The following is a 23,583-nucleotide window of genomic DNA, read 5'->3' as shown; positions in this document are numbered from 1 at the left end:
TCACATTAAGTTCATAATTTTCACGGATTGTTCATTCGTGAGCAAAGAAGTTTATTGTACTATAGAAACAGAAGAAAATATTGTGAGGTAAGGAAAGGGGATCTATATGTCAAAACTTCTATATATTACCGCAAATCCAAAGAATGATATAAAACTTTCAAAAGGGATGCAAATTGGGGAAGTCTTTTTAGAGGAATTTAAAAAGGAACAGCCAGATGTAGACATTGAACATATGCACTTATATAGCATGGATATCCCTGAGATTGACATGGATTTATTATACGCACGTGCCAAATTATCCTTTATGGGCTATACAAAAGAGCAGCTTTCCGAGGAGGAGCGGACCAAACTTGAAAAAATGCATACCCTTGCTGACCGGTTTATCGATGCAGATTACTATGTGTTCGTCACCCCAATCTGGAACCTTGGAGCACCAGCCATTTTGAAATCATTCATGGATTGTTTATTTATTGCCGGGAAAACTTTTACTTACTCGGAACATGGGGCGGAAGGTCTCCTTACTGGAAGAAAGGCGATTCACATTCAAACGCGTGGAGGAATTTATTCGATAGGAAAAATGGCCGATTTTGAAATGGGCGATCGGTATTTGAGCAAAGCCCTTGAATTCCTAGGTTTCGATTTAATGGAAACCATATTTGCAGAAGGAATGGATCATTTTCCAAAACAAATTCCTGAAATTATGGCAAAAGCAAAAGAACAAGCAGCAGTTGCGGCCAGAGAAATGGCGAAATTGCCTGTTTCATTGTAAAAATAGAGCGACTCGAGTGGATCGAGCCGCTTTTTTTTAAAATTTACCTGTAAATTGGAAAAATAGTACAAGTACCCCTAATGCCCAAACATAAATGGCAAATGGTTTTAAAGAGTGATTCTTCAAATAGCCAATCATCCACTTAACCGCAACATACCCAAACACGGCAGAGGCGGCAATCCCAACGAGCAATGCCGATAGGGATATTTCTTCCCCTTGACCCTCAAGTAAATCCTTCGTTTGCAAGACAATCGCACCTACAATCGCAGGAGTGGATAATAAGAAGGAAAAATACGCAGCCGTTTCACGATCTAATTTTCGCCAAAGTGCCGCAACGATTGTCATCCCTGAGCGAGAGATCGCTGGCATAATTGCGACGGCCTGAAAAGTACCGATGATAAGGGCATCCTTATAACTAATATCATCCATTTTTTTATATCCATTTTTCACGGAATCAGCCAGCCACAAGAAAATACCTGTAATTAAAAACTCCCAGCCAATCGTCACCCCGGTTTTCGAAATTTCATCGATGTAATCTTTAAACGCAAGTCCAAAGATTACCGCTGGGATTGTCCCAACGATCAATAAAAAGGTTAACTTGCTAAACGGATTTTTAATGATTTTAATAAATTCCGCCTTATAAAAAACAAATACAGCCAGCAATGTTCCGACGTGAAGCATGGTATCAAGCATGAGCCCAGCTTCCTGAAGTCCGAATAAATTTCTTCCTAAATAAAGATGTCCAGTACTGCTAATCGGTAAGAATTCCGTTAACCCTTGAATGATTCCAAGAATGAATGCTTCTAATTTTGTTAACATAAATACCCTCACAATCTAAAGAAATGATAAGCCTGTACCGTTTATAGATATGCTAAAATTACCTATTTCATGAAATTCTCCTCTATTTTAGGATTTAATTACCAATTAGGTCAATGAAAATATTGGTAGATTAATCAAAATAAGTGCAATTAGAAGGCGTTCTCCCATAAAATAGAAGTATACTCGTTCGAGAGGAGAAACGCATTTGGAAAATTCGCATCTACATTTTAATACGTCGATTGGTGTTCAAAAACCTGAGAATATTCGAAACAAAGACCAGGCCTGTCCATTTTGCGAAAGAGATCAACTGACCAACTTCATCGCTGTAGACGAACCGATTATTCTTTTGAAAAATAAATATCCCGTATTAGAACATACCTTTCAAACGGTATTAATTGAAACAGATGATTGTCATGGTGAATTATCCACCTACTCAAAAGAGCATTTACATAAATTGATGAGGTTTGGAATCAAACATTGGTTAGAAATGGAGGCAACCGGCCGCTATCAATCAGTGATTTTCTTCAAAAACCATGGACCATTGTCGGGAGGAACGCTTTCCCATCCTCATATGCAAATTATCGGACTCGATGAGATTGATTATAAAGAAAAGGTAACCCATGACATGTTTGAAGGGATTGTCATCGCCGAGGAGGAAGGGGTCCGTTTTACCTTGTCAACTAAACCGCGTGTGGGCTTTTACGAATTTAATATTGAAATGGATGATTCCGGCTACCAGGAGAGGTTTTCTGATTACCTGCAAACGGCGGTTCATTATATCCTGAACAACTTTCCATTTAAAGCCACGAGTTATAACCTGTTTTTTCATCATATCGAAAATAAAATCTATGCCAAGGTGGTATCGCGCTTTGTGACCACCCCGCTTTATATTGGCTATGGAATTCCTCAGGTGCCAAGTAATCTTGAATGGATGGCAGGGGAGCTGCATCGGATTTATTTTAAAGAATAGGACTTTCTTATGTAATTTAATCCATTCATAGTTTAGAAGTTGTGATTTGGTGATATTAAAAATATAATGAAGGAATGTAGTATTTCTTAGTAAGGTGGAACCTATATGACTTCAAACACGAATAAAACTTCAAAACTGGATTATAATCTTGTTTTTATCTTAATATTACTTTTTCTTGCCAGCTGTTTAGCGATTTATAGTGCCCAGGCGAGCGGGCAGTACAAGGAGAATTTCTTAATCAAGCAGATCTTTTGGTATGCGGTGGGCAGTGGGATTATCACTGGTGTGATGACCCTTGATTCGGACCAATTACGAAAGCTGACCTGGTATGCATATGGGTTTGGACTTCTGATGCTTGGATTTTTAATTGTAGCGCCGGAGAGTATTGCCCCTGTTATCAATGGGGCGAAAAACTGGTTTAAAATACCTGGAGTGGGAACTATCCAGCCATCCGAGTTTGTAAAAATCTTTATTATTCTGGGTCTTGCACGCGTAATTGAGGATCATCACCAAAAGAACCAGATGAAAACGATGCAAACTGATTTCTGGCTGTTAGTGAAGATAGGGATTGTCACCATGGTCCCATTAGGACTTATTATCAAGCAGGACTTAGGGACAGCGCTTGTGTTTCTAGCAATCATGCTCGGAATGATCTTTATTTCAGGAATCTCGTGGAAGCTGCTTGTTCCACTATTTTCAGCCGGGATTGCACTAGTCGGGACGATTTTTTATTTTGTTCTATGGAAACCGGATTTACTTGAAAAATACCTTGGGGTAGGCGAATACCAACTTCGAAGGATTTACTCCTGGCTTGATCCCTATAGCTACCAAGGCTCGGACGCCTATCAGTTGACCAAATCCCTGCTAGCAATCGGATCAGGGCAGACGGGTGGAAAAGGGTTTGGAAATCGCGAAGTCTATTTACCAGAAAGCCAAACCGACTTTATTTTCAGTGTTGTCGGCGAGGAATACGGGTTTATTGGCGCAAGTGTTTTGATCAGTTTGTTCTTCTTATTGGTTTATCATATAACCAAGGTCGGAATGGAAACAAAGAATAATTTTTATACGTATATTTGTGTCGGGGTCATCAGCATGATTACCTTCCACGTCTTCCAGAATATCGGGATGACGATTGGCGTGCTGCCGATTACAGGTATCCCGTTACCGTTTATCAGCTATGGTGGTAGTGCGTTGATGGGGAACATGTTTGGGCTCGGCTTAATCTTTTCCATCCGTTATCATTATAAAAAATACATGTTTTCAACATCTGCATAGAATTTTGGGAAAAGAGCGGCGTATTGCTGCTCTTTTTTTGTGTTTGAAAGTGGTGGTTGGCGGAATAAATCGGGGTTTCGGCGAAATTGTGGTTTCGTTTGGCGAAATAAGTCAGAGAGTTGGCGAGATTCCAGTCCGGTTTGGCGAAATAAATCAGAACATCGGCGAAATCCCAACCCAGTTCAGTGTAAAAAAACAGAAAGTCAGCGAAATCCCACCTAGTATAGTGATCTTGAACAGAATTTGAATGGTTCCAAATCAGGTTTGGCGAAATAAATTGGAGAGTTGGCGAGATTCCAGTCCAGTTCGGCGAAATAAACCAGAACATCGGCGAAATCCCCACCCAGTTCGGCGAAATAACCAATAAATTCGGCGAAATCCCCCCAGCAACCCAAATCAAAAAAACAAAACAAAAAGAGCGGGGCCATGGCAAGCCGCGCTCTTTTCTACTATAAAAAACAGGGAGGTTTTTTATAAAAATTACTTAACTAAGATTTTCTCAAGGTCATCGAGCATAATATTGGCTGCTAGAACGCCGCCGGCAGTGTTCCAGGTTGCGTCGCTAACTTCATACACATGACCGCTCTTCACTGCATTTAAATTTTTCCAAAGTGGGTCATTTGTCCATTCTTTTGCCGTATCTAAAGCTGCTTGGTCTCCTTGTGGCGCATAAGTGAAGTAGAAGAGAAGGTCTCCATCCATTTTAGGAATAACTTCTTTGCCAACCTCTACAGCCAGTAAACCTAGCTTATTATCTGGAGTAAATAGTGCTTCCTGCTGGGCAGCACGTTTAAAGCCTAATTTATCAAAAATCACACCTGAAAAAGAATCTGTGTAGTAAATACGGGATTTTCCAGCCATAAAGCGCACAACTGAAACTTGTTGATTCACTTGATCACCGAGCTTACCTTTTAAATCCGCAATGTGTTTATCAAAATCACTTAAAACTTGGTTACCCTTTTCTTCAAGGTTCAAAGCTTTTGCGTATAATTTAAAGTTATCTTGCCAATCACCTCTAAGTGTTTCGGAAAAAACTGTCGGTGCAATAGCGCTCAACTGGTCATAGATCTTTTCATGCCGCAGCTTGTTACCGATAATTAAATCAGGTTTCAATGAAGCAACCTTCTCTACGTTCACTTCACTTTCAACCCCAACAACCTCAACGCCGTCCATTTCGTTTTTAATATGATCGTACCATGGATCTCCAAGCCAAGACTGAACAGCACCAACAGGCTTTACACCTAAAGCAAGCAGCGCTTCTGTTCCTTCATTGGTAAGAATAACGACTTTTTTCGGAGTACCTTTTATGGTAGTCGATCCCATTGCATGCTCTACTGTATATGATTTTTCTGCAGTAGTTTTCGTTTCGTCACTCGTTTTTTCCTCATTGCTGCCGCATGCCGCTAATAAGAGTAGGGTCATGACAGAGAAAAGAGTAAGTATGGTCTTGATTGCCTTCATTGTTTATGTATCCCCCTTAGCTAATTGTTAATGATAATCATTTTCAATGACAACTTAATCATAAAATGAGAAGTACCATTATGTCAACGTTTTAATTGAAAATGATTTTCAAAATCACTAACTTTTTTTGTGAACACATGGATCTTTTAAATGAAAATGATTTTCAAAGTCATTGACAATCATTATCAATTGGAGATAGACTTAAATTAAATAATAAGGTAGAAAGGTTACCATGAGATGCTCTTAAAAAGTACTGCATTAAGATGGATTGGATTGCTGATTGCCATCGTGGTGATGGTGGCAGCTATGTGTGCCAGTATCATTTTTGGGTACACCGATACCAGCTGGCAAACAGCAGTTGATGCTTTTACCAATAATAACGGATCCAATGAACATATCATTATTCAAACCGTAAGGCTGCCGAGAGCGTTAATCGCTTCCGCGGTCGGGGCTAGCTTGGCCATTGCCGGTGTCCTTATGCAAACTTTAACCAAGAATCCACTGGCATCCCCTGGAATATTTGGGATCAATGCAGGCGGAGGGTTTGCGGTTGTCGTTGCGATGACAGTGTTTTCCGTCAATAGTTTACAAGCTTTTAGTGTTCTTGCTTTTATCGGAGCTGCCTTTGCAGCCATATGTGTTTATACCATTGGTTCAGCTGGCCGTGAAGGTCTAACACCAATGAAACTTACTTTAGCAGGGGCTGCGATGTCAGCAATGTTTGCCTCATTTACACAAGGATTACTAGTGTTAGATGAAGTCATGCTTGATCAGGTATTATTTTGGCTGGCTGGCTCTGTCCAGGGGAGAAAATTAGAGACACTTGTTTCTGTTTTACCTTATATTGGAATAGGCTGGATGGGTGCCGTGTTAATTGCTGGAAAAATGAATATCTTGTCCATGGGGGAAGATGTGGCCAAGGGGCTTGGTTTAAACACCGGACTTCTCAAAATTGCGATTGGCGTGATTGTGATTTTATTAGCAGGCGGATCTGTCGCTGTCGCTGGTCCAATTGGTTTTGTTGGAATTGTGGTTCCCCACATTACCCGATCGATTGTAGGAATCGATCATCGTTGGGTCATCCCATTTTCAGGTGTGTTAGGGGCGATCCTCTTAATCGCTGCTGATATTGCCGCCAGATACATGTTCATGCCGTCTGAGGTGCCTGTTGGTGTTATGACAGCTATCATCGGAACTCCATTCTTTATTTACATCGCAAGAAGGGGGTTCAATGGACGATGAGTAAATATAAAAATTTTCGCATCCTAAATGGAAAATTGTCCTTTTTAATGGATCGAAAAGCAACCGTAACGTTCAGCATTCTTCTCATCATTACTTTCCTTGTTTTTGTGGTAAGCACGGGAAGCGGTGAAATGAGAATTAACCCGCTTACTGTTGTAAGTGTATTATTCGGCGGCGGTCCTGAGATGGAAAAGCTCATTATTACATCCTTTCGCCTCCCTAGAATTATTGTTGCTTTAATGGTTGGAATCTCTTTAGCGGTTGCAGGCGGCATCTTACAAGGGATGATTCGCAATCCACTTGCTTCTCCAGATGTATTAGGGATTACCGGTGGAGCAGCAGCAGCCGTGGTCAGTTTTTTAGCAATGTTTAGTGATAAAAATCATTCCTTAACCGTCAGTATTGCTTGGCTGCCCTTAGCTGCTTTTATCGGGGCAACCGTGGTAGGTTTTTTAGTTTATTTCCTTGCTTGGAAAAATGGGGTGTCACCAATCAGGCTCGTGTTGATTGGGATTGGGATTTCCGCTTTAACGCAGGCAATTACCACCTTAACAATGGTCATGGGCCCGATTTATCAAGCGAGTCAAGCGAATATTTGGATTACTGGAACCGTATACGGCTCCAATTGGAAAAATGTTACGATTCTTGTCCCATGGACGGTAATCTTTGTGATTATTGCCTTGGCATTGGCCCGAACCATTAATATCCAAGAACTCGGTGATGAAGTGGCAACTGGTTTAGGCGGCAAGGTGCAAAAACATCGGTTTCTCTTATTAATGATTAGTACCGCTTTAATTGGTGGTTCCGTTGCCTTTGCCGGCGGGATTGGCTTTGTCGGCTTAATGGCCCCGCATATGGCGAGAAGATTAGTTGGTTCCTCATTTGGAGCATTGCTTCCTGCGAGTGCATTAATTGGCGGCATTCTGGTCATGGTCGCTGATTTAATTGGCAGAACCCTATTTTCGCCATTAGAAGTGCCAGCGGGTGTGTTCACTGCTGGGATCGGTGCACCATACTTTATTTACCTGCTATTTAAAACTAGAAATTCATAAAAGGAGCTGTCAGATGATGAATGCGATTGAAACGAAGAATTTATCACTTTCTTATGGGGATACACTAATTATTAATGAATTAGATTTGAAGATTCCTAAGGGTGAAATTACCGTGTTTATTGGCGGAAATGGCTGTGGAAAATCAACCCTGCTTCGTTCAATCGCTCGTCTCTTAAAGCCAAAGTCTGGTGCGGTTCTGCTTGAAGGAAAAGCGATTGCCAAATTATCTACGAAGGACATTGCTAAAAAAATGGCGATACTCCCACAGTCGCCATCAGCCCCGGAAGGATTAACAGTCCTTCAACTCGTTAAACAAGGGCGCTATCCACACCAAACCTGGTTAAAGCAATGGTCCGAGGAAGATGAGAAAAAGGTGCATGATGCGCTAAAGGCTACACGATTAGAGGACTTAAAAGAAAGAACCGTTGATTCACTTTCAGGCGGGCAAAGACAGCGTGCTTGGATTGCGATGACGCTGGCTCAAGATACGGATATTATCCTCCTTGACGAACCAACCACTTACCTGGATATGACCCACCAAATCGAAATCCTCGATTTGCTGTTTGACCTAAATGAAACGAAAAAACGGACGGTTGTCATGGTACTTCACGATCTAAATCTAGCCTGCCGTTATGCACATAACGTGGTTGCTATTAAAAATCAGAAGGTATATGACCAAGGGAAACCTGAACATGTCATCAATCGCAGTCTGGTCAAAAATGTGTTTGGTATGGACTGTGAGGTAACCATGGACCCATTATTTGGGACTCCGCTCTGTATTCCTTATGGAAAGGGCAGATGTATCCTCGATAAGGCGGTTGCGGTCAATGGATAAAATACTCACGTTTAATCAATTGGAAAAATACCGATTCAATCCAAACTTAGAGGACACTTTCAATGTGGCTGATCTCTTAGATGAAACGTACCTCAAAGATTTTTTGAAAAATTTATCCGTTACGATTGGAGCCCCTTCTGAAAAAATAGCTGCTTCCATTTTTATCAAGCGCTATGCCTTTTTGGCCGTGATGTCCCTATATGCAATGACGGCTTTAAATAAAAAGCTCAATGTATCGTTGGATAATATAAAAATGGAATCGGCTGTACAGGGGAAAGATTGGCTGCCGGGGATTTCATTAAAGGATGCGGACCTACAGGACTGGGATGGAACGAACCGCACGGAATGGCGTTCAAGAGTTTTGAGAGATTTGTTTGCGAATAATGTTTATCCACTTATCTCTCAATTGGAAAAAACCGTCGGAATATCAAAGTTAATCCTGTGGGAAAATATTGCAGTCTACTTATTTTGGCTCTATGAAACCGAGCTAAATGATGATCATCAGGCTGCTGAGGATTTCCGTTTCTTAATTTCTGAAGCGGAAGGGAAATTGTTTGGTAGATATAACCTAAATCCACTCCCAAAGTACTTTGCTGAAAAGACATATTTGGAAGAATGGGATACAGAGGTAAGAGTAAGAAAGACCTGTTGTTTAACCTACCAACTGCCGGCAGGTAAGCGCTGCAAAACTTGCCCATGTACTCAAATGCTTAAGGACAGAAGGTGTCATGATGGAGAAAACATTTGTGAAGCAGTTCGAAGCTTTGCTTGAAAAGTATAGCGAACTTATGGTGGGGGAATCCACGGAGGAAACAAAGGAGAAGGTGAAGATGTGGGCGTTGTACACCCATATCGCCAAGTCGATGCCAGCTTTGGCTAAGCATTGGAATGGCCTTTACCCGGATGCGAAAGAAGAAATGAAGCAGATCATCAATGAAATTAAAGTCATGAATGAACAGCATCGCTCCTCTTCTCAAAAATAAATACATACAAAAACCGGAAGCCGTTGATGCCTCCGGTTTTTGCTATTATTGAAGGGTACCGCCAGTTGGAAGCTGGTTCGTATATCCTTGAAATTGCTGATAGGATTGCTGAAGTTTTTGCTGGTCCGCTGCTTCGATCGCGTACCAGCCTTTTTTAAACATGAGATTATAAAGTTCACGCTGACAGTTTTGTGTTTCAGAGAAAATTTTCATAATGTCCTGATACAAGCCTTCGTGGCTTGCTTCATGCAGGGCCATGCTGTACGAAGTAGTCATATATTTTTCTGTTGCTAGTAAATCATTAATAAAATCACGGTCATTCATTTGCGGGGTCTTTGGTACTTGAGTTTCAGGGTTTTGAATCTTCTGTTGTGGGTTCATTATAAACTTACCTCCTTATAAATGGTCTAGCTCCAGGCCATACGCCGCTAAACGGTCGCTTCTGCTTTTCTTTATTGCATATTATTTAATGGTTGCTGCTGGCTGGCATGCTGGCCTAAGTGGCCTAGAATCTGTTGATAGTGGCGCTGGTGCATTTGGGCTACTTTTTCTGCTTCCGATTTAATTTCAGGGTCCTGACACTGACCGGCAAAAAAGTGAGCTTTCTTCGCGGATAATAAGTTCCAAGACATCATATCGGTTAAATAAAGTGCATCTTTTGTTGACACGACTCCGGGAGGCTGTTGCATGGTTGCTTGTTGATTTTGCATATTCATATTGGGCATATTCATATTTTGTTGCTGCATAATAACCCTCCTATTTCATGTAATCTTTACGCCTATATGGTCTCTCAAACGGGCACATTTATGCAAAAAGAGAAACAGGCTGAAACAATCAGCCTGCTTACTTTAGCGCTTATATTGATTATTCTGGCTGTTTTTTTTATCAAGATGAGCCTCTTCATTGCCTGGCCCGCCATTGCCCTTCACACTTGCCGCACTTACTCCAGCTTTGGAAGGGTCTTTTTTCATTTTTGCCATCGTTATCACCTCAGAAATAGGTTGCCCTTTTAGTTGAAAATATTTTAAAAAATTTTTTTTAAAAAAAATCCAAATTTCCGCGTTTAATGATTGCACAAATTTTCGAAATATTCTATAGTAAGTAGTAACAGGACTCATTCAAATGTGAATTTTTTTTGAATAAAAAATGAATGAGTATTCATTCAAGATTTGAAGGGGGAGACAATGTTGAACCATGTAATGAAAAAAGCAGCTGTCATAGGATCTGGTGTGATGGGGTCGGGAATTGCTGCTCATCTCGCGAATATCGGCATCCCAACACTATTATTAGATATTGTGCCACGTGAACTTACCAAAGCAGAAGAAGCAAAAGGACTGACACTAAAAGATAAACAAGTGCGTAATCGAATCAGTGCAACTTCCATCCAAAAATTATTGAAACAAAAGCCTGCCCCACTGGCAGTGAAAAAGAATTTAGCCTTAATTGAAGCAGGCAATCTTGAAGATGATCTATTTAAACTGAAGGACGTTGACTGGGTCATTGAAGTGGTCGTTGAAAACCTTAACGTCAAGAAACAGGTATTTGAAAAAGTTGATCAATACCGGAAACCAGGCAGTATTATTAGCTCGAATACCTCAGGAATTTCAGTAGAAGCAATGGTCGAGGGCCGTTCCGAAGATTTCCAAAAGCATTTCCTTGGTACCCACTTTTTTAACCCGCCGCGCTATTTGAAATTGCTTGAAGTGATTCCTACTCAATATACGTCTCCAGAAGTCCTTTCATTCATGAAAACTTTTGGTGAAGATGTTTTAGGAAAAGGTGTGGTGGTTGCAAAGGATACACCAAACTTTATTGCGAACCGGATTGGAACTTACGGACTTCTCGTAACTGTTCAGGAAATGTTGAAGGCGGGCCTTAGTGTCGGAGAAGTCGATTCAATCATGGGACCACTGATTGGCCGCGCAAAAAGTGCTACCTTCCGGACACTTGATGTAGTAGGCTTAGATACTTTCTATCATGTCGCTAATAATGTTTATGAAAAAGTCGAAGGCAAAGAAAAGGAAGTATTCGAAATCCCTGCCTTTTTGAAAGCGATGGTGGAAAAAGGCTGGCTTGGCAGCAAATCAGGTCAAGGCTTCTTTTTGAAAAAAGGCAAAGAAATACTTGAGCTTGATCCAAATACATTAGAATATGGTCCGCGTAAAAAGCTGTCCACACCTGCAGTTGAATTGGCGAAGCAGGAAGAAGGCACTGCCAATAAAATGAAAGCGCTTGTATACGCAAATGACCAGGCCGGACAATTCTTATGGAATACGCTGGCACAGTCACTTATATATTCCGCACAGCTATTAGGCGAGATTGCTGATGATATTGTTTCCATCGACCGAGCGATGAAATGGGGCTTTGGCTGGGAAACAGGCCCGTTTGAAACATGGGATGCAATCGGAGTTGAAAAGTCAGTTGCGAAAATGAAGGAAGCCGGCATTGAAGTCCCAGCATGGGTCACAGAAATGCTGGAAAAAGGACATTCATCTTTCTATTTAGAAGAAAACGGTGAAAAGTTCTACTATGATAACGGTCAATATCGATTAGTGGAATTCAACCCGAAGGCCCTCGATCTTGAGAAGATCAAGAAGCAAAAGGGTGTTATTAAAAAGAATAGCGGAGCAAGTTTGATTGATATCGGTGATGGCGTTGCGCTGTTAGAGTTCCATTCACCTAACAATGCGATTGGTCTTGATATCGTACAAATGATTAACTATGCCGTCGAGGAAGTGGAGAAGAACTATAAGGGTCTTGTCATCGGGAACCAAGGGAAGAACTTCTGTGTGGGTGCCAATTTGGCGATGATGCTCATGGAAGTACAGGATGACAATATTTATGAACTCGATCTGATTGTCCGTCACCTCCACAGTGCCTTGCTGAAAGTTAAGTACAGTTCGAAGCCAGTGGTCGCAGCCCCATTTGGTATGACACTCGGAGGCGGGGCAGAGGTTTGTTTGCCGGCTGCTCATATTCAAGCCTCAGCTGAAACGTATATGGGTCTAGTTGAAGTGGGCGTTGGTTTACTTCCAGGCGGTGGCGGAAACAAAGAGCTATATATGAAGCACTTAGAGAACCTGCCAAACGGGGTTCCGTTTGATCTGCAAACGATCGCCAATAAAGTGTTTGAAACCATTGCCACTGCAAAAGTTTCTACATCTGCGGAAGAAGCCCGTGAAAATAATTTCTTAAGTAATTCTGATGGAATCAGTTTCAATAGTGACCATCTGCTCTACGATGCAAAGCAGGCAGTCCTTGCCCTACACGAAAAAGGCTATAAAGCAAAAGTTCGCCGTAAAGTTCCGGTTGTGGGTGAAACAGGTTATGCGACCTTGTTACTTGGTGCTGAAGCAATGCGACTATCTGGATATATTTCAGAGCATGATCTGAAAATTGCTAAGAAAGTTGCCTATGTAATCGCTGGCGGCAGGGTGCCGTTTGGTACAGAAGTAGATGAGCAATATTTATTGGATCTCGAACGGCAAGCGTTCTTAAGCCTCATTGCGGAGCCAAAATCGCAGCAGCGGATGCAGCATATGCTTGTGAAAGGTAAACCTTTAAGAAATTAAAACAAAGGGTCTGACCCTTCTGCCAAAGGCTTTATTATAGCCGGTTTTGAATGAGGGTTCAGCCCCTAAGATACTAATTTTCTAGTTTGAATGAAAGCGAGGGAACTTACATGAGAGAAGCGGTAATCGTTGCCGGAGCAAGGACCCCGGTCGGAAAAGCGAAGAAAGGGTCGCTTGCCCAAGTTCGCCCCGATGATTTAGGGGCATTAGTGGTAAAGGAAACATTAAAGCGTGCGGGAAATTATGAAGGAAATATTGATGATTTAATCATAGGCTGTGCTATGCCTGAGGCAGAGCAAGGCAACAATATGGCCCGGAATATCGGAGCTTTAGCTGGACTTCCCTATACTGTTCCTGCCATCACCGTCAATCGATTCTGTTCTTCAGGATTACAGGCGATTGCTTATGCTGCACAAGGAATCATGCTTGGCCACACAGATACAGCGATCGCTGGCGGCGTGGAATCGATGAGTATGATCCCGATGATGGGTCATGTTGTCCGTCCTAATATTAAACTAGCTGAGTCAGCTCCTCAATATTATATGGGCATGGGTCATACAGCCGAGCAAGTAGCCCTGAAATATGGCATTTCACGTGAGGATCAAGACGCCTTTGCCGTAAGAAGCCATCAAAAAGCCGCGAAGGCAATTGCTGAAGGAAAATTCGTCGATGAAATCGTTCCAGTGGATGCGACAATCCGGACGGTGGGCAAAGACAACAAACTCATTGAGAAAACATTTCAATTTTCAATGGATGAAGGTGTTCGTCCTGATACGAACCTAGAAACTTTAGGTACACTCCGCCCAGCCTTCTCGGTGTCAGGCACCGTAACAGCCGGGAATGCCTCACAAACTAGTGACGGGGCGGCCGCTTTGATGGTGATGGATCGGGAAAAGGCTGAATCACTGGGCCTTAAGCCGTTGGCGAAATTCCGATCGTTTGCCGTTGGCGGTGTTCCGCCTGAAATTATGGGTGTTGGGCCGGTTGTCGCGATTCCAAAGGCTGTCAAACTAGCTGGTCTTGAATTGTCGGATATTAATTTATTCGAACTGAACGAAGCGTTTGCGTCACAATCACTGCAAGTCATTCGTGAACTCGGTCTGAACGAAGAAATTGTCAACGTCAATGGCGGTGCGATTGCCTTAGGACATCCACTTGGGTGTACAGGTGCTAAATTAACGCTCACATTGATTCACGAATTAAAACGCCGCAACCAACAATTTGGTGTGGTAACAATGTGTATCGGCGGCGGAATGGGTGCGGCTGGAGTATTTGAATTACTGTAATTGTCCCGAGCATATAAATTTTTAGAAAGAGTCTGCTAGGCAGCTCCTTTCTAATAAAAGTTTAGGAGGAATAAACAATGACAAACCAAACAGAAAAAGTCATTAAAGGCGGTAGCTTTTTAATAGAGGATATTTCATATGACCGACTTTTTACACCAGAGGACTTTACCGACGAACATTTAATGATTGCGAAAACGGCAGAAGACTTTGTGGAAAAAGAAGTGGTGCCGCAGTTGGAACATTTAGAAAATCATGAGTTTGATCGTACGGTAAAGCTCCTTAAAAAAGCAGGCCAATTGGGCCTTTTAGCGGTAGATGTACCTGAGGAATATGACGGATTAGCCTTAGATAAGATTACCTCTTCTCTTTTGACCGAGAAAATGGCTGGAGGCGGCGGATTCTCCCTTTCACACGGTGCACACGTCGGAATTGGCTCGCTGCCAATCGTGTTATTCGGAAACGAGGACCAAAAACGCAGATATTTACCTGCACTTGCATCAGGCGAAAAACTTGCAGCTTATGCCCTAACAGAACCAGGTTCAGGTTCGGATGCCCTTGGCGCCAGAACAACAGCGAAATTAAATGCTGCAGGTACACATTATATCCTAAACGGGGAAAAACAATGGATTACCAATGCTGGCTTTGCCGATGTATTCGTCGTGTATGCCAAAATCGATGGCGAGCAATTTACTGCTTTTATCGTTGATAGAGATCTCCCAGGTGTTTCTACTGGGGCAGAAGAGAAAAAGATGGGGATCAAGAGTTCTTCTACTCGAACACTTATTTTAGAAGATGTGCCTGTTCCTGTTGAAAACTTATTAGGTGAAATTGGTAAAGGTCACGTCATTGCTTTTAATATCCTAAATATTGGCCGATATAAGCTAGCGGTCGGAAGTGTTGGCGGCTCTAAAAAAGCATTCGAACTCACTGTTAAGTATGCAAATGGCCGTCAGCAATTCAAAACACCGATTTCCCAATTCAATTTAACAAAAGAAAAGTTCGGTACGCTAGCCTCTGAAATTTATGCGGCCGAAAGCTCTGTTTATCGTACGATTGGCCTGTACGAAGATAATCAAGGCAAGCTGACAACTGAGCAAGAAAAGGACATTAAATTAGTGGCGAATTCGATTGCCGAATATGCGATTGAATGTTCACTGAATAAATTCTTCGCCAGTGAAGTATTAGCCCATGTAACAGATGAAGGCGTTCAAATACATGGTGGATATGGCTTCATGCAGGAATATCCAATTGAAAGAGCCTATCGTGATGCACGGATCCAGCGTATTTTTGAAGGCACCAATGAAATTAACCGCTTGCTGGTGCCAGGCACCTTATTGAAAAAAGCCTTTAAGGGTGAGCTGCCATTATTCCAAAAAGCGATGGCTCTGCAAGAGGAATTAATGATGCTAATGCCAGAAGAGCCTGGTGACGAGCCGCTTGCACAAGAAAAATATCTAGTGAGAAATGCAAAGAAAATCGCTCTATTAGCAGCCGGTTTAGCGGCCCAAAAATTCGGCAAAGCACTTGAAAAAGAGCAAGAAGTGTTAGCCAATATCGCTGACCTTATTTCTAACGTGTATGCCATGGAATCTGTTGTGTTACGAACTGAGAAGGCAATTGCGAAAACGGGATTAGAGAAGAACAAGCAAAAGCTTCTGTATACACAAATCTATTGCCAAGAAGCTTTCAATCAACTTGAAGCGATTGCAAAAGAAACATTAGTTGCAGTTGAACAAGGTGATACACTACGGATGATGTTATCGTCGCTTCGTAAATTTACGCGTCATACCCCGATTAATGTGATAGCGAAAAAACGTGAAGCAGCCGATGTTATCATTGAAGCCGAGCGCTATATCGTTTAATGAAAATAGGCTCCCTTTCGATTAGAAAGGGAGCCTAAATTTTTATAGTAGAATAGGAAGGAATTTTGAAAAATTAGTCGAATTTTTTAAATTAGTACATTTTTTTTGCATTAGGATTTTGAAAAACGTTATGATAATATTCAAGTGACGTTAAGATTTTTACGGGAAAGGGCGGTGAAATGAATGTCACTGACTTTTTATTGGTATCCGAAATGCGGCACCTGTCGAAACGCGAAGAAATGGCTGGATGCCCATCATCTTTCCTATGAAGAAGTACATATTGTGGAACATCCTCCAAATTGTGAGGTGTTGCAGGATCTTTATCAAAAAAGCGGACTGGAATTAAAGAAATTCTTTAATACAAGTGGTATGAAATACCGTGAATTAGGTATAAAGGATAAAATGAAGTCTGCAACAGAGGAAGAACTGCTCGAATTACTTGCTTCCGATGGCATGTTAATCAAACGCCCAATTTTAACGGATGGCGAGCGTGTCACCGTAGGCTTTAAAGAAGAAGAGTTTGAAAAAATGTGGCGATAAGCCGGCTCTTCATCACAATGGGAATCGATTTATTTCGATGATAGATTTTTAGAAAAAACAATGGAGGGATTTAGCGATGAGTACACCAAAAGAATTACGTTATTCAGAGGAACATGAATGGGTTAAGGTTGAAGGAGAAAAAGTTCGTGTCGGGATTACTGCTTTTGCACAGCATGAACTAGGAGATATTGTTTTTGTTGAGCTTCCAGAAGTGGGCGATGAAGTAACTGCCGACGAACCATTTGGTAGCGTAGAGTCTGTAAAAACTGTATCTGAGCTTTATGCACCTGTCAGCGGTAAAGTCGTGGAAGTGAATGAAGATTTAAGCGACAGCCCTGAATTTGTTAACGAATCACCATACGAAAAGGCATGGATGATTGTGATTGAACTATCTGACAGCAGCGAACTTGATAAGCTTATGACTGCTGAACAATATGAAGAAATGATCAAAGAAGACTAAAAAATAGGGAAAGGCACCTTGTCAAGGTGCTTTTTCTCTTAAATTCCCACTTTTTCTTCTACTATTTTTGGGAAATCTATAATAAATATATTGAAGAGGGTGGGAGCGTGGCATTAAAGCAGCAAAGGATAGACGTAACCGATCGGGTTATTGGCAAAATGAAAAATGGAGAAATGGAATTGTTTCTTGATAATACGCCAATTGGAAAAATGAAATTGACAGATCACATGCAGGTGGAATTAGAGTATCATTTTGAAGTGGAACAGCAGAAGATTTATCAACACCTGACGACAACTGAAGGGTCGGATGCTAAGTATACTGATTGTGATGAGGGCGGCTGGTGCTAGCTGAGTAACTTGGGTCTATAGTCACAAGCCTATTTTTTCAAAAGACAATAATGATATGGTTAACATAGTCAGAAGAAGGCACACGTAATCAATATTTTAGAATATGTTAACATAAAACAACTTCTAATACAGGTGATGGATGATGAATGATTCGTATGTTGACAAAGTTCTTATTGTCGAAGGAAAGTCGGATAAAAATAAGGTAAAAAAAATCGTGAAGGAACCAGTTGAAATCATTTGTACAAATGGGACCATCAGTATTACAAAATTAGATGAATTGATTGATTTCCTTGAAGATAAGGATGTCTATATTCTTGTCGATGCTGACTTCTCCGGTGAGAAACTTCGCAAGCAATTAAAACGCGAGTTACCCCAAGCCGAACATTTATATATCGACCGAATGTATCGTGAGGTAGCGACCGCACCAGTTCACCACTTAGCCACCGTACTATTAGGTGCAAATATTGATGTGCATACTGAATTTTTAGAAATGGGTTAAACGATAAATGAACGAATGGAATCGAATAGAATTATCTTCCTTTATTGAAGGGAAGGCAACTGGATTAGTGTATTTCTATACACCAATGTGCGGGACCTGTCAGGTAGCTTCAAAAATGCTCCAGGTCATCGAGGAACTAGTAAAGGTAGATATGGGTAAAATGAACCTAAACTTCTATCCAGACCTTGCTAGGGAATATGAAATTGAAAGTGTTCCTTGCCTGTTATTGGTCGAGGCTGGAGAAGTAAAAGAAACACTCTACGCCTTCCACTCCGTACCTTTTTTACTTGATAAAATAAAACAACAGATATTATAAGAGCAGATGCACATGTGCATCTGTTTTTTTAATGAATCCCAACCTTACGGACAAACCTCGTTGAAAAACCAAGGAAATTCCGATTTCCGACATATTTCTCAGGAAATTCTCTCACCACTGCCCTGCCAAGTAGATAATTGTCGACCAATTTAAAGAGGAATTCTGGCCTATGTCTTGTATAGTAAGTATAAGAGCGTAGACCGGAGTGATGGAAGATGATAGAGGTATTGAAAACCTTTCAATTAGCAATCAAGCAGCAAGGGCATTTACTGCCGTTACTTGAGCATATCCATACAAGAGTGAATTTAATTTGTGAACAAAATACCTATCAAATCTTCATGAAGGATAGGGAAATTTTCATCCTCCATGATAGCAAAGAGACTCAAACAATACCTGAGATTCGTGGGGATCTTTATGCGATGAGACAGCTGCTTACAGGGGAGGAAAGGTTGCGGACGCTTGAAAGAAACGGTCAATTAAGTATTTCTGCTCCTATCCGCACAACCTTATTACTAGAGTCTATCTTCTATTTAACAAAAACGCAGGATCATATCGCGAAAATTACAAATTTTTAATCAAACCTATTGACTCGGAATTAAAATTTAGATAACATTATAACTAGAATATTTAACCAATTATTACAATTTCATCAATACATTCTTATCGAGAGCGGCGGAGGGATTGGCCCTTTGATGCCCAGCAACCGGTTTACTACACATAATAACACGGTGCTAAATCCAGCAGAGCAATCAGCTCTGGAAGATGAGAAGTGTGAAGCCCCTCTTCTCTGAAGCAGGGGTTTTTGTATGGTGAGTTATCAAAAAAAGGAGGAAGCAAGATGAGTGAAAATCAAAAGAAATATCGTTTTGAAACATTAAGTGTCCATGGCGGATTAACTCCAGATCCGGTAACAGGGGCCCGCGCTGTTCCGATTTACCAAAACAATGCATATCAATTTAAAAATACTGAGCATGCTGCAAACTTATTTAGCTTAGCAGAATCTGGATACATATACACACGAATACACAACCCAACGACCACTGTATTCGAAGAAAGAGTCGCATTATTAGAAGGCGGTGTTGGTGCTTTAGCAGTGGCGAGCGGAATGGCCGCTATTACTCTTGCCATTTTAAATATTGCTGAGGCTGGCGATGAAATTGTTTCGGCTTCCAATCTCTATGGAGGCACCTATAATTTATTTGCAGTGACCCTTCCGAAATATGGAATTAACGTGAAATTTGTAGATCCAGAAAATCCAGAAAACTTCCGCCAAGCGATCACTGCCAAAACAAAAGCAGTCTTTGCGGAAACAATTGGTAATCCAAGCCTGCGCATCCTTGATATTGAAAAAGTAGCAGAAATTGCCCATGAAGCAGGTGTACCACTAATCGTTGACAATACTTTTGCCACTCCATACCTTTGCCGCCCAATTGAACATGGAGCAGATATTGTCATTCATTCCGCTACTAAGTGGTTATTAGGGAACGGAACGACAACGGGCGGAATTATTGTTGATGGCGGTAAATTCGATTGGAATTCTCCAAGATTCCCAGGCTTTACAACACCAGACGCAAGCTACCATGATTTGGTTTATGCAGAAGCCCTAGGCGCGGTGGCTTATATTATCAAAGCACGTGTCCAATTGCTTCGTGATCTAGGGCCGGCATTAAGTCCGCAAAATTCCTTCCAGTTTGTCCTTGGGCTTGAAACTCTGCATGTCCGGATGAAGGAGCATGTCGTAAATACTAAAGAAGTCGTCGATTACTTAACTAACCATCCTGCCGTAGAATGGGTTTCCTATCCTGGTCATCCATCCCATCCTGATTATGAACTAGCTAAAAAGTATCTACCAAAAGGTGCCGGTTCGATGGTGGTATTCGGAATTAAAGGCGGAAAAGAAGCAGGGGCTAAATTAATTGATTCCATCACACTTTGGGCACATGTGGCCAATGTTGGTGATGCAAAAAGTTTAATTATTCATCCGGCCAGCACCACTCACCAGCAATTAGATGCCCAAGGCCTGATCGCTGCAGGTGTAACAGAGGATTTAATTCGCCTATCCATCGGGATCGAGAATGTAGAAGATCTAATTGAAGACCTAGAGTCGGCTATTGTTTCGGCAACTGGTTTAACTTCATTAAACGTTAATGCCTAAAACTTATTTTTTTGAATAAGAAACTATTTTCATTGACACCCCTTTTTATCCGTGATACGATACTTTTGTAATATAGTTACTTAAACAAATTCACGTTTGAATTAAATATAGGAATTGATACTCTTATCAAGAGAGGTGGAGGGATGTGCCCGATGAAGCCCGGCAACCGTCAATATTTATTATTGAAATGGTGCCAATTCACACAAAGCGTTTGCTTTGGAAGATGGGAGAAAGGATTATTATTTATGATGCCTTTCTGCCTGCGCAGAAAGGCTTTTTATTTTGATAACATAGAATCTTTTCGTAAAAAAAGTCAAACCCTATATTAGATTAAACGGTATATTACAAGAAAAATCTTTCAGAATTTTAAGGTAAATTGGATAAAAAGCAGGTGATACAATGATTTCTATAAAAAGTGTTCAGAAAATTTTTCCCTCCAAACAGGGTCAGCTTAGAGCTGTTGATGATGTAAACCTTGAAATTCAAGATGGTGAAATTTTCGGGGTAATTGGATACAGTGGTGCTGGTAAAAGTACATTGATTAGAATGTTAAATGGTTTGGAACTGCCGACCAGTGGGACCGTAACCGTTGCTGGCCGCGTGGTTTCAAAAATCAAAGGGGCTGAACTTCGAAAAGCCCGGCAAGAGATCAGTATGATTTTTCAGCATTTTAACTTATTGTGGTCAAGAACCGTTAGTGAAAATATTGCTTTTCCCTTAGAAATTGCAGGCATCAAAAGTCCTGAGCGCCAAAAAAGAGTTAGTGAACTAATTAAATTAGTCGGCCTGGAAGGTAGAGAGAATGCTTATCCATCCCAGTTAAGCGGCGGACAAAAGCAACGTGTTGGGATTGCAAGGGCGCTTGCCAACAATCCGAAAGTACTTCTTTGTGATGAAGCTACTTCTGCCCTCGACCCACAAACGACCGATTCTATTTTGGAATTGTTAGTTGATATAAATAAAAGGCTCGGTCTGACTATTGTTCTTATTACCCATGAAATGCATGTAATCCGCAAGATTTGTCACCGGGTTGCCGTCATGGAAAGTGGAAGGGTCGTCGAACTTGGACAAGTATTAGATGTATTCAAAAATCCACAGCAGTCGATTACGAAACGATTTGTCCAGCAGGTAACCGAACCAGAAGAAACGAAAGAAACTGCTGAACATTTAATTGAACGTTATCGTTCCGGTCAAATTGTTCAACTAACTTTTATTGGGGAGTCTGTTGAACAGCCGATCATTACAAATGTCATTCGACATAATAACGTGACCGTTAATATCTTGCAAGGGAAGATTTCACAAACCCAAAGCGGGTCCTATGGAACCTTATTCATTCATATTGATGGGGACGAAGCAGAAGTCAATAAGGCAGTCGACTATATTCGTTCACAGCAAGTAGGAGTGGAGGTGGTTACAAGTGAATAGTAAACCGTATTTCGAAGATTTTGATTGGCCGGCAATGTGGGAAGCAACGAGACAAACTCTTTATATGACAGGGATTTCCGTTGTGGCTACATTTATTCTTGGTATCCTGCTTGGATTGTTGTTATTCCTTACTTCAAAAGGAAGTCTTTGGAGTAATAAACCCATTAATGTGGTCATTAGCGGCGTGGTGAATATATTCCGGTCCATTCCTTTTATTATTTTAATTGTCTTATTAATCCCGTTTACAACGATACTTTTCCGAACCATGATTGGTGAAAATGCCGCATTGCCAGCATTGATTATTGGTGCTGCACCATTTTATGCAAGGATGGTGGAAATTGGCCTTAGGGAAATTGATAAAGGCGTGATTGAAGCAGCAAAGTCAATGGGTGCCACCACTGGTACGATCATTTGGAAGGTTCTGTTACCAGAATCGATGCCAGCGCTGGTCTCTGGGATAACCGTAACAGCGATTGCTCTTGTTGGTTATACAGCAATGGCGGGAGTCATTGGAGCAGGTGGTTTAGGAAATCTTGCCTATCTTCAAGGCTTTCAACGAAATCAAAACGATGTAACTTTAGTCGCAACCATCATTATTTTAATTATTGTGTTTATCATTCAGTTTATCGGTGATTTTATCACTTCAAAATTAGATAAAAGATAAAGGAGAGGTCAAAATGAAAAAAATATTAAGTTTATTGTTAGCATTGTCTATCGTATTTGTTGTCGCAGCTTGCGGCAAGTCAGAGGAAAAGTCAGAAGGAACTACTGGTGGCAAAGAAGCAGAAACTACAAAATTAGTGGTTGGAGCATCTAACGTTCCCCATGCAGAAATCCTTGAAAAAGCAAAACCGCTTTTAAAAGAAAAAGGCATTGACTTAGAAATCAAAACATTCCAAGATTATGTATTACCAAACAAAGCATTGGCATCAAAAGAACTTGATGCAAACTATTTCCAACACATCCCTTACTTAAATTCTCAAAATAAAGAAAATGGTTATGGCTTTGTTAATGCTGGCGGTATCCATATTGAGCCAATCGGTGTTTATTCAAAGAAATATAAAAAGCTAAGTGATCTTCCAAAAGGTGCACATTTAATCATGAGCAACTCTGTAGCTGACCATGGCCGTCTTCTTTCTTTACTTGAAAAAGAGGGAGTTATCAAATTAAAAGAAGGCATTGATAAAACGAAAGCAGAATTAAAAGATGTTGTTGAAAATCCTAAAAACCTAAAGTTCGATACCAACTATGAAGCAGCATTACTTCCAAAAATCTATAATAATGGCGAAGGGGACGCGGTCCTAATCAATTCTAACTATGCGATTGATGCAGGCTTGAACCCAGTTGAAGATTCCATCGCCATTGAAGACAAAGAATCACCGTATGTAAACGTGATTGCTGTCCGCAGCGGTGACGAAAATAAAGACAGTATCAAAACATTAGTGGAAGTTCTACATTCAAAAGAAATTCAAGACTTCATTCTTGAAAAATACAAAGGTGCCGTTGTACCGGTTTCTGAGTAACTTATAAATAGGAAGAAAGTCAGTGTATTAAACACTGACTTTTTCTATGCCGATGTCTAAAACGGTATACATTTAAACAGTTTCATTGGGTAAAAATAGGAAGACCATTAGACCCGAATTCCATTGGCAAAATGTAATAAAATGAGGTATGATTTTACTCGAGTGCATTTTCCTTATTTAGGATTAATCAGA

The 23,583-nt window shown here is 41.0% G+C and carries 26 protein-coding genes and 2 riboswitches; of the genes, 21 read left to right on the top strand and 5 right to left on the bottom strand.

The window, feature by feature from the left end; all coding sequences use genetic code 11:
• Positions 1–106 precede the first annotated feature (106 nt).
• Positions 107–769, top strand: a complete 663-nt coding sequence (locus tag M3610_RS07880; protein ID WP_251458022.1) for an FMN-dependent NADH-azoreductase — start codon at positions 107–109, stop codon at positions 767–769.
• Between the two features lie 36 nt (positions 770–805).
• Here the strand turns inward: M3610_RS07880 and M3610_RS07875 are convergent, their stop codons facing one another.
• Positions 806–1,588, bottom strand: coding sequence for an undecaprenyl-diphosphate phosphatase (locus M3610_RS07875; protein ID WP_098572354.1), 783 nt, complete (start codon positions 1,586–1,588; stop codon positions 806–808).
• Between the two features lie 205 nt (positions 1,589–1,793).
• On the opposite strand from M3610_RS07875, the gene M3610_RS07870 reads away from it, so the two are divergent.
• Together M3610_RS07870 and M3610_RS07865 are read left to right on the top strand one after the other, a co-directional pair.
• Positions 1,794–2,558, top strand: a complete 765-nt coding sequence (locus M3610_RS07870) for a DUF4931 domain-containing protein (protein WP_251458019.1) — start codon at positions 1,794–1,796, stop codon at positions 2,556–2,558.
• Positions 2,559–2,663: 105 nt separating this feature from the next.
• Complete coding sequence (locus M3610_RS07865; RefSeq protein ID WP_251458016.1) at positions 2,664–3,833, top strand: FtsW/RodA/SpoVE family cell cycle protein; 1,170 nt, start codon at positions 2,664–2,666, stop codon at positions 3,831–3,833.
• 480 nt (positions 3,834–4,313) lie between these two features.
• On the opposite strand, the gene M3610_RS07860 is transcribed toward M3610_RS07865, so the two are convergent.
• Positions 4,314–5,294, bottom strand: coding sequence for an ABC transporter substrate-binding protein (locus tag M3610_RS07860; RefSeq protein ID WP_098572358.1), 981 nt, complete (start codon positions 5,292–5,294; stop codon positions 4,314–4,316).
• Between the two features lie 237 nt (positions 5,295–5,531).
• Here M3610_RS07860 and M3610_RS07855 point away from each other — a divergent pair, with 237 nt between their 5' ends.
• The 5 genes from M3610_RS07855 to M3610_RS07835 are packed head-to-tail and all read left to right on the top strand — an operon-like array spanning position 5,532 to position 9,406.
• On the top strand, positions 5,532–6,536 hold the full coding sequence (locus tag M3610_RS07855) for a FecCD family ABC transporter permease (protein ID WP_251458014.1): 1,005 nt from the start codon (positions 5,532–5,534) through the stop codon (positions 6,534–6,536).
• Positions 6,533–7,588, top strand: coding sequence for a FecCD family ABC transporter permease (locus M3610_RS07850; protein WP_251458012.1), 1,056 nt, complete (start codon positions 6,533–6,535; stop codon positions 7,586–7,588). The genes M3610_RS07855 and M3610_RS07850 overlap by 4 nt, the downstream gene beginning before the upstream one ends.
• Positions 7,589–7,604: 16 nt before the next feature.
• On the top strand, positions 7,605–8,423 hold the full coding sequence (locus tag M3610_RS07845; protein ID WP_251458361.1) for an ABC transporter ATP-binding protein: 819 nt from the start codon (positions 7,605–7,607) through the stop codon (positions 8,421–8,423).
• The gene (gene fhuF, locus M3610_RS07840; protein ID WP_251458009.1) at positions 8,416–9,195 is read left to right on the top strand and encodes a siderophore-iron reductase FhuF; all 780 of its coding nucleotides are present in this window, start codon (positions 8,416–8,418) and stop codon (positions 9,193–9,195) included. Before M3610_RS07845 ends, fhuF begins: the two co-directional genes overlap by 8 nt.
• Complete coding sequence (locus M3610_RS07835; RefSeq protein WP_026567848.1) at positions 9,155–9,406, top strand: DUF2573 family protein; 252 nt, start codon at positions 9,155–9,157, stop codon at positions 9,404–9,406. The genes fhuF and M3610_RS07835 overlap by 41 nt, the downstream gene beginning before the upstream one ends.
• Positions 9,407–9,451: 45 nt before the next feature.
• Here the strand turns inward: M3610_RS07835 and M3610_RS07830 are convergent, their stop codons facing one another.
• From M3610_RS07830 to M3610_RS07820, 3 genes are all read right to left on the bottom strand, one after another.
• Positions 9,452–9,787 (bottom strand): spore coat protein, encoded by a 336-nt coding sequence (locus M3610_RS07830; protein ID WP_251458006.1) that lies wholly within the window; start codon positions 9,785–9,787, stop codon positions 9,452–9,454.
• 71 nt (positions 9,788–9,858) lie between these two features.
• Positions 9,859–10,152: a hypothetical protein gene (locus M3610_RS07825; RefSeq protein ID WP_251458004.1), complete on the bottom strand. Its 294-nt coding sequence runs from the start codon at positions 10,150–10,152 to the stop codon at positions 9,859–9,861.
• 102 nt (positions 10,153–10,254) lie between these two features.
• The gene (locus M3610_RS07820) at positions 10,255–10,386 is read right to left on the bottom strand and encodes a YuzL family protein (protein WP_098572409.1); all 132 of its coding nucleotides are present in this window, start codon (positions 10,384–10,386) and stop codon (positions 10,255–10,257) included.
• Positions 10,387–10,605: 219 nt separating this feature from the next.
• Between M3610_RS07820 and M3610_RS07815 the strand changes: the two genes are divergently transcribed.
• The 13 genes from M3610_RS07815 (at position 10,606) to M3610_RS07755 (ending at position 23,391) form a co-directional block, all read left to right on the top strand.
• Positions 10,606–12,978 (top strand): 3-hydroxyacyl-CoA dehydrogenase/enoyl-CoA hydratase family protein, encoded by a 2,373-nt coding sequence (locus tag M3610_RS07815; RefSeq protein ID WP_396953638.1) that lies wholly within the window; start codon positions 10,606–10,608, stop codon positions 12,976–12,978.
• A gap of 110 nt (positions 12,979–13,088) precedes the next feature.
• Entirely contained in the window at positions 13,089–14,264 is a 1,176-nt protein-coding gene (locus tag M3610_RS07810; RefSeq protein ID WP_251457998.1) for an acetyl-CoA C-acetyltransferase, read from the top strand.
• Between the two features lie 77 nt (positions 14,265–14,341).
• Positions 14,342–16,126, top strand: coding sequence for an acyl-CoA dehydrogenase family protein (locus M3610_RS07805; RefSeq protein WP_251457996.1), 1,785 nt, complete (start codon positions 14,342–14,344; stop codon positions 16,124–16,126).
• A gap of 183 nt (positions 16,127–16,309) precedes the next feature.
• On the top strand, positions 16,310–16,666 hold the full coding sequence (locus tag M3610_RS07800; RefSeq protein WP_251457993.1) for an arsenate reductase family protein: 357 nt from the start codon (positions 16,310–16,312) through the stop codon (positions 16,664–16,666).
• 76 nt (positions 16,667–16,742) lie between these two features.
• Positions 16,743–17,126, top strand: coding sequence for a glycine cleavage system protein GcvH (gcvH, locus tag M3610_RS07795; protein WP_026567855.1), 384 nt, complete (start codon positions 16,743–16,745; stop codon positions 17,124–17,126).
• Positions 17,127–17,233: 107 nt separating this feature from the next.
• On the top strand, positions 17,234–17,473 hold the full coding sequence (locus M3610_RS07790) for a YusG family protein (RefSeq protein ID WP_251457988.1): 240 nt from the start codon (positions 17,234–17,236) through the stop codon (positions 17,471–17,473).
• A 142-nt stretch (positions 17,474–17,615) separates the two neighbouring features.
• Entirely contained in the window at positions 17,616–17,972 is a 357-nt protein-coding gene (locus M3610_RS07785) for a toprim domain-containing protein (protein ID WP_026567857.1), read from the top strand.
• Positions 17,973–17,979: 7 nt separating this feature from the next.
• The gene (locus tag M3610_RS07780) at positions 17,980–18,288 is read left to right on the top strand and encodes a thioredoxin family protein (RefSeq protein WP_251457985.1); all 309 of its coding nucleotides are present in this window, start codon (positions 17,980–17,982) and stop codon (positions 18,286–18,288) included.
• Positions 18,289–18,503: 215 nt separating this feature from the next.
• Positions 18,504–18,863: a hypothetical protein gene (locus M3610_RS07775; RefSeq protein WP_251457982.1), complete on the top strand. Its 360-nt coding sequence runs from the start codon at positions 18,504–18,506 to the stop codon at positions 18,861–18,863.
• An 82-nt stretch (positions 18,864–18,945) separates the two neighbouring features.
• A riboswitch (SAM riboswitch) is annotated at positions 18,946–19,057 on the top strand.
• A gap of 69 nt (positions 19,058–19,126) precedes the next feature.
• Positions 19,127–20,443 carry an O-acetylhomoserine aminocarboxypropyltransferase/cysteine synthase family protein gene (locus M3610_RS07770; RefSeq protein ID WP_251457979.1) on the top strand — a complete coding sequence of 439 codons (1,317 nt, stop codon included), beginning with the start codon at positions 19,127–19,129 and terminating at the stop codon, positions 20,441–20,443.
• Positions 20,444–20,563: 120 nt separating this feature from the next.
• A riboswitch (SAM riboswitch) is annotated at positions 20,564–20,673 on the top strand.
• 169 nt (positions 20,674–20,842) lie between these two features.
• A complete protein-coding gene (locus tag M3610_RS07765; RefSeq protein WP_251457976.1) occupies positions 20,843–21,868 on the top strand; it encodes a methionine ABC transporter ATP-binding protein in 1,026 nt (341 codons plus the stop codon).
• A 34-nt stretch (positions 21,869–21,902) separates the two neighbouring features.
• The gene (locus M3610_RS07760) at positions 21,903–22,532 is read left to right on the top strand and encodes a methionine ABC transporter permease (protein WP_051633834.1); all 630 of its coding nucleotides are present in this window, start codon (positions 21,903–21,905) and stop codon (positions 22,530–22,532) included.
• A 13-nt stretch (positions 22,533–22,545) separates the two neighbouring features.
• Positions 22,546–23,391 (top strand): MetQ/NlpA family ABC transporter substrate-binding protein, encoded by an 846-nt coding sequence (locus M3610_RS07755; protein WP_098572374.1) that lies wholly within the window; start codon positions 22,546–22,548, stop codon positions 23,389–23,391.
• Positions 23,392–23,583 lie beyond the last annotated feature (192 nt).

The sequence above is a fragment of the Neobacillus sp. MER 74 genome (assembly GCF_023714155.1).
Note: the sequence above shows the minus strand (reverse complement) of the source record. Positions and strands in the feature narration are given on the sequence as shown.

Coding starts and splice junctions, on each gene's coding strand:
- M3610_RS07855 (WP_251458014.1), top strand. CDS start 5,532: ATGCTCTTAAAAAGTACTGCATTAAGATGGATTGGATTGCTGATTGCC.
- M3610_RS07765 (WP_251457976.1), top strand. CDS start 20,843: ATGATTTCTATAAAAAGTGTTCAGAAAATTTTTCCCTCCAAACAGGGT.
- M3610_RS07800 (WP_251457993.1), top strand. CDS start 16,310: ATGTCACTGACTTTTTATTGGTATCCGAAATGCGGCACCTGTCGAAAC.
- M3610_RS07760 (WP_051633834.1), top strand. CDS start 21,903: ATGTGGGAAGCAACGAGACAAACTCTTTATATGACAGGGATTTCCGTT.
- M3610_RS07845 (WP_251458361.1), top strand. CDS start 7,605: ATGAATGCGATTGAAACGAAGAATTTATCACTTTCTTATGGGGATACA.
- M3610_RS07775 (WP_251457982.1), top strand. CDS start 18,504: ATGATAGAGGTATTGAAAACCTTTCAATTAGCAATCAAGCAGCAAGGG.
- M3610_RS07850 (WP_251458012.1), top strand. CDS start 6,533: ATGAGTAAATATAAAAATTTTCGCATCCTAAATGGAAAATTGTCCTTT.
- M3610_RS07825 (WP_251458004.1), bottom strand. CDS start 10,152: ATGCAGCAACAAAATATGAATATGCCCAATATGAATATGCAAAATCAA.
- M3610_RS07810 (WP_251457998.1), top strand. CDS start 13,089: ATGAGAGAAGCGGTAATCGTTGCCGGAGCAAGGACCCCGGTCGGAAAA.
- fhuF (WP_251458009.1), top strand. CDS start 8,416: ATGGATAAAATACTCACGTTTAATCAATTGGAAAAATACCGATTCAAT.
- M3610_RS07865 (WP_251458016.1), top strand. CDS start 2,664: ATGACTTCAAACACGAATAAAACTTCAAAACTGGATTATAATCTTGTT.
- M3610_RS07780 (WP_251457985.1), top strand. CDS start 17,980: ATGAACGAATGGAATCGAATAGAATTATCTTCCTTTATTGAAGGGAAG.
- M3610_RS07755 (WP_098572374.1), top strand. CDS start 22,546: ATGAAAAAAATATTAAGTTTATTGTTAGCATTGTCTATCGTATTTGTT.
- M3610_RS07880 (WP_251458022.1), top strand. CDS start 107: ATGTCAAAACTTCTATATATTACCGCAAATCCAAAGAATGATATAAAA.
- M3610_RS07785 (WP_026567857.1), top strand. CDS start 17,616: ATGAATGATTCGTATGTTGACAAAGTTCTTATTGTCGAAGGAAAGTCG.
- M3610_RS07820 (WP_098572409.1), bottom strand. CDS start 10,386: ATGGCAAAAATGAAAAAAGACCCTTCCAAAGCTGGAGTAAGTGCGGCA.
- M3610_RS07770 (WP_251457979.1), top strand. CDS start 19,127: ATGAGTGAAAATCAAAAGAAATATCGTTTTGAAACATTAAGTGTCCAT.
- gcvH (WP_026567855.1), top strand. CDS start 16,743: ATGAGTACACCAAAAGAATTACGTTATTCAGAGGAACATGAATGGGTT.
- M3610_RS07805 (WP_251457996.1), top strand. CDS start 14,342: ATGACAAACCAAACAGAAAAAGTCATTAAAGGCGGTAGCTTTTTAATA.
- M3610_RS07815 (WP_396953638.1), top strand. CDS start 10,606: ATGAAAAAAGCAGCTGTCATAGGATCTGGTGTGATGGGGTCGGGAATT.
- M3610_RS07860 (WP_098572358.1), bottom strand. CDS start 5,294: ATGAAGGCAATCAAGACCATACTTACTCTTTTCTCTGTCATGACCCTA.
- M3610_RS07835 (WP_026567848.1), top strand. CDS start 9,155: ATGGAGAAAACATTTGTGAAGCAGTTCGAAGCTTTGCTTGAAAAGTAT.
- M3610_RS07830 (WP_251458006.1), bottom strand. CDS start 9,787: ATGAACCCACAACAGAAGATTCAAAACCCTGAAACTCAAGTACCAAAG.
- M3610_RS07875 (WP_098572354.1), bottom strand. CDS start 1,588: ATGTTAACAAAATTAGAAGCATTCATTCTTGGAATCATTCAAGGGTTA.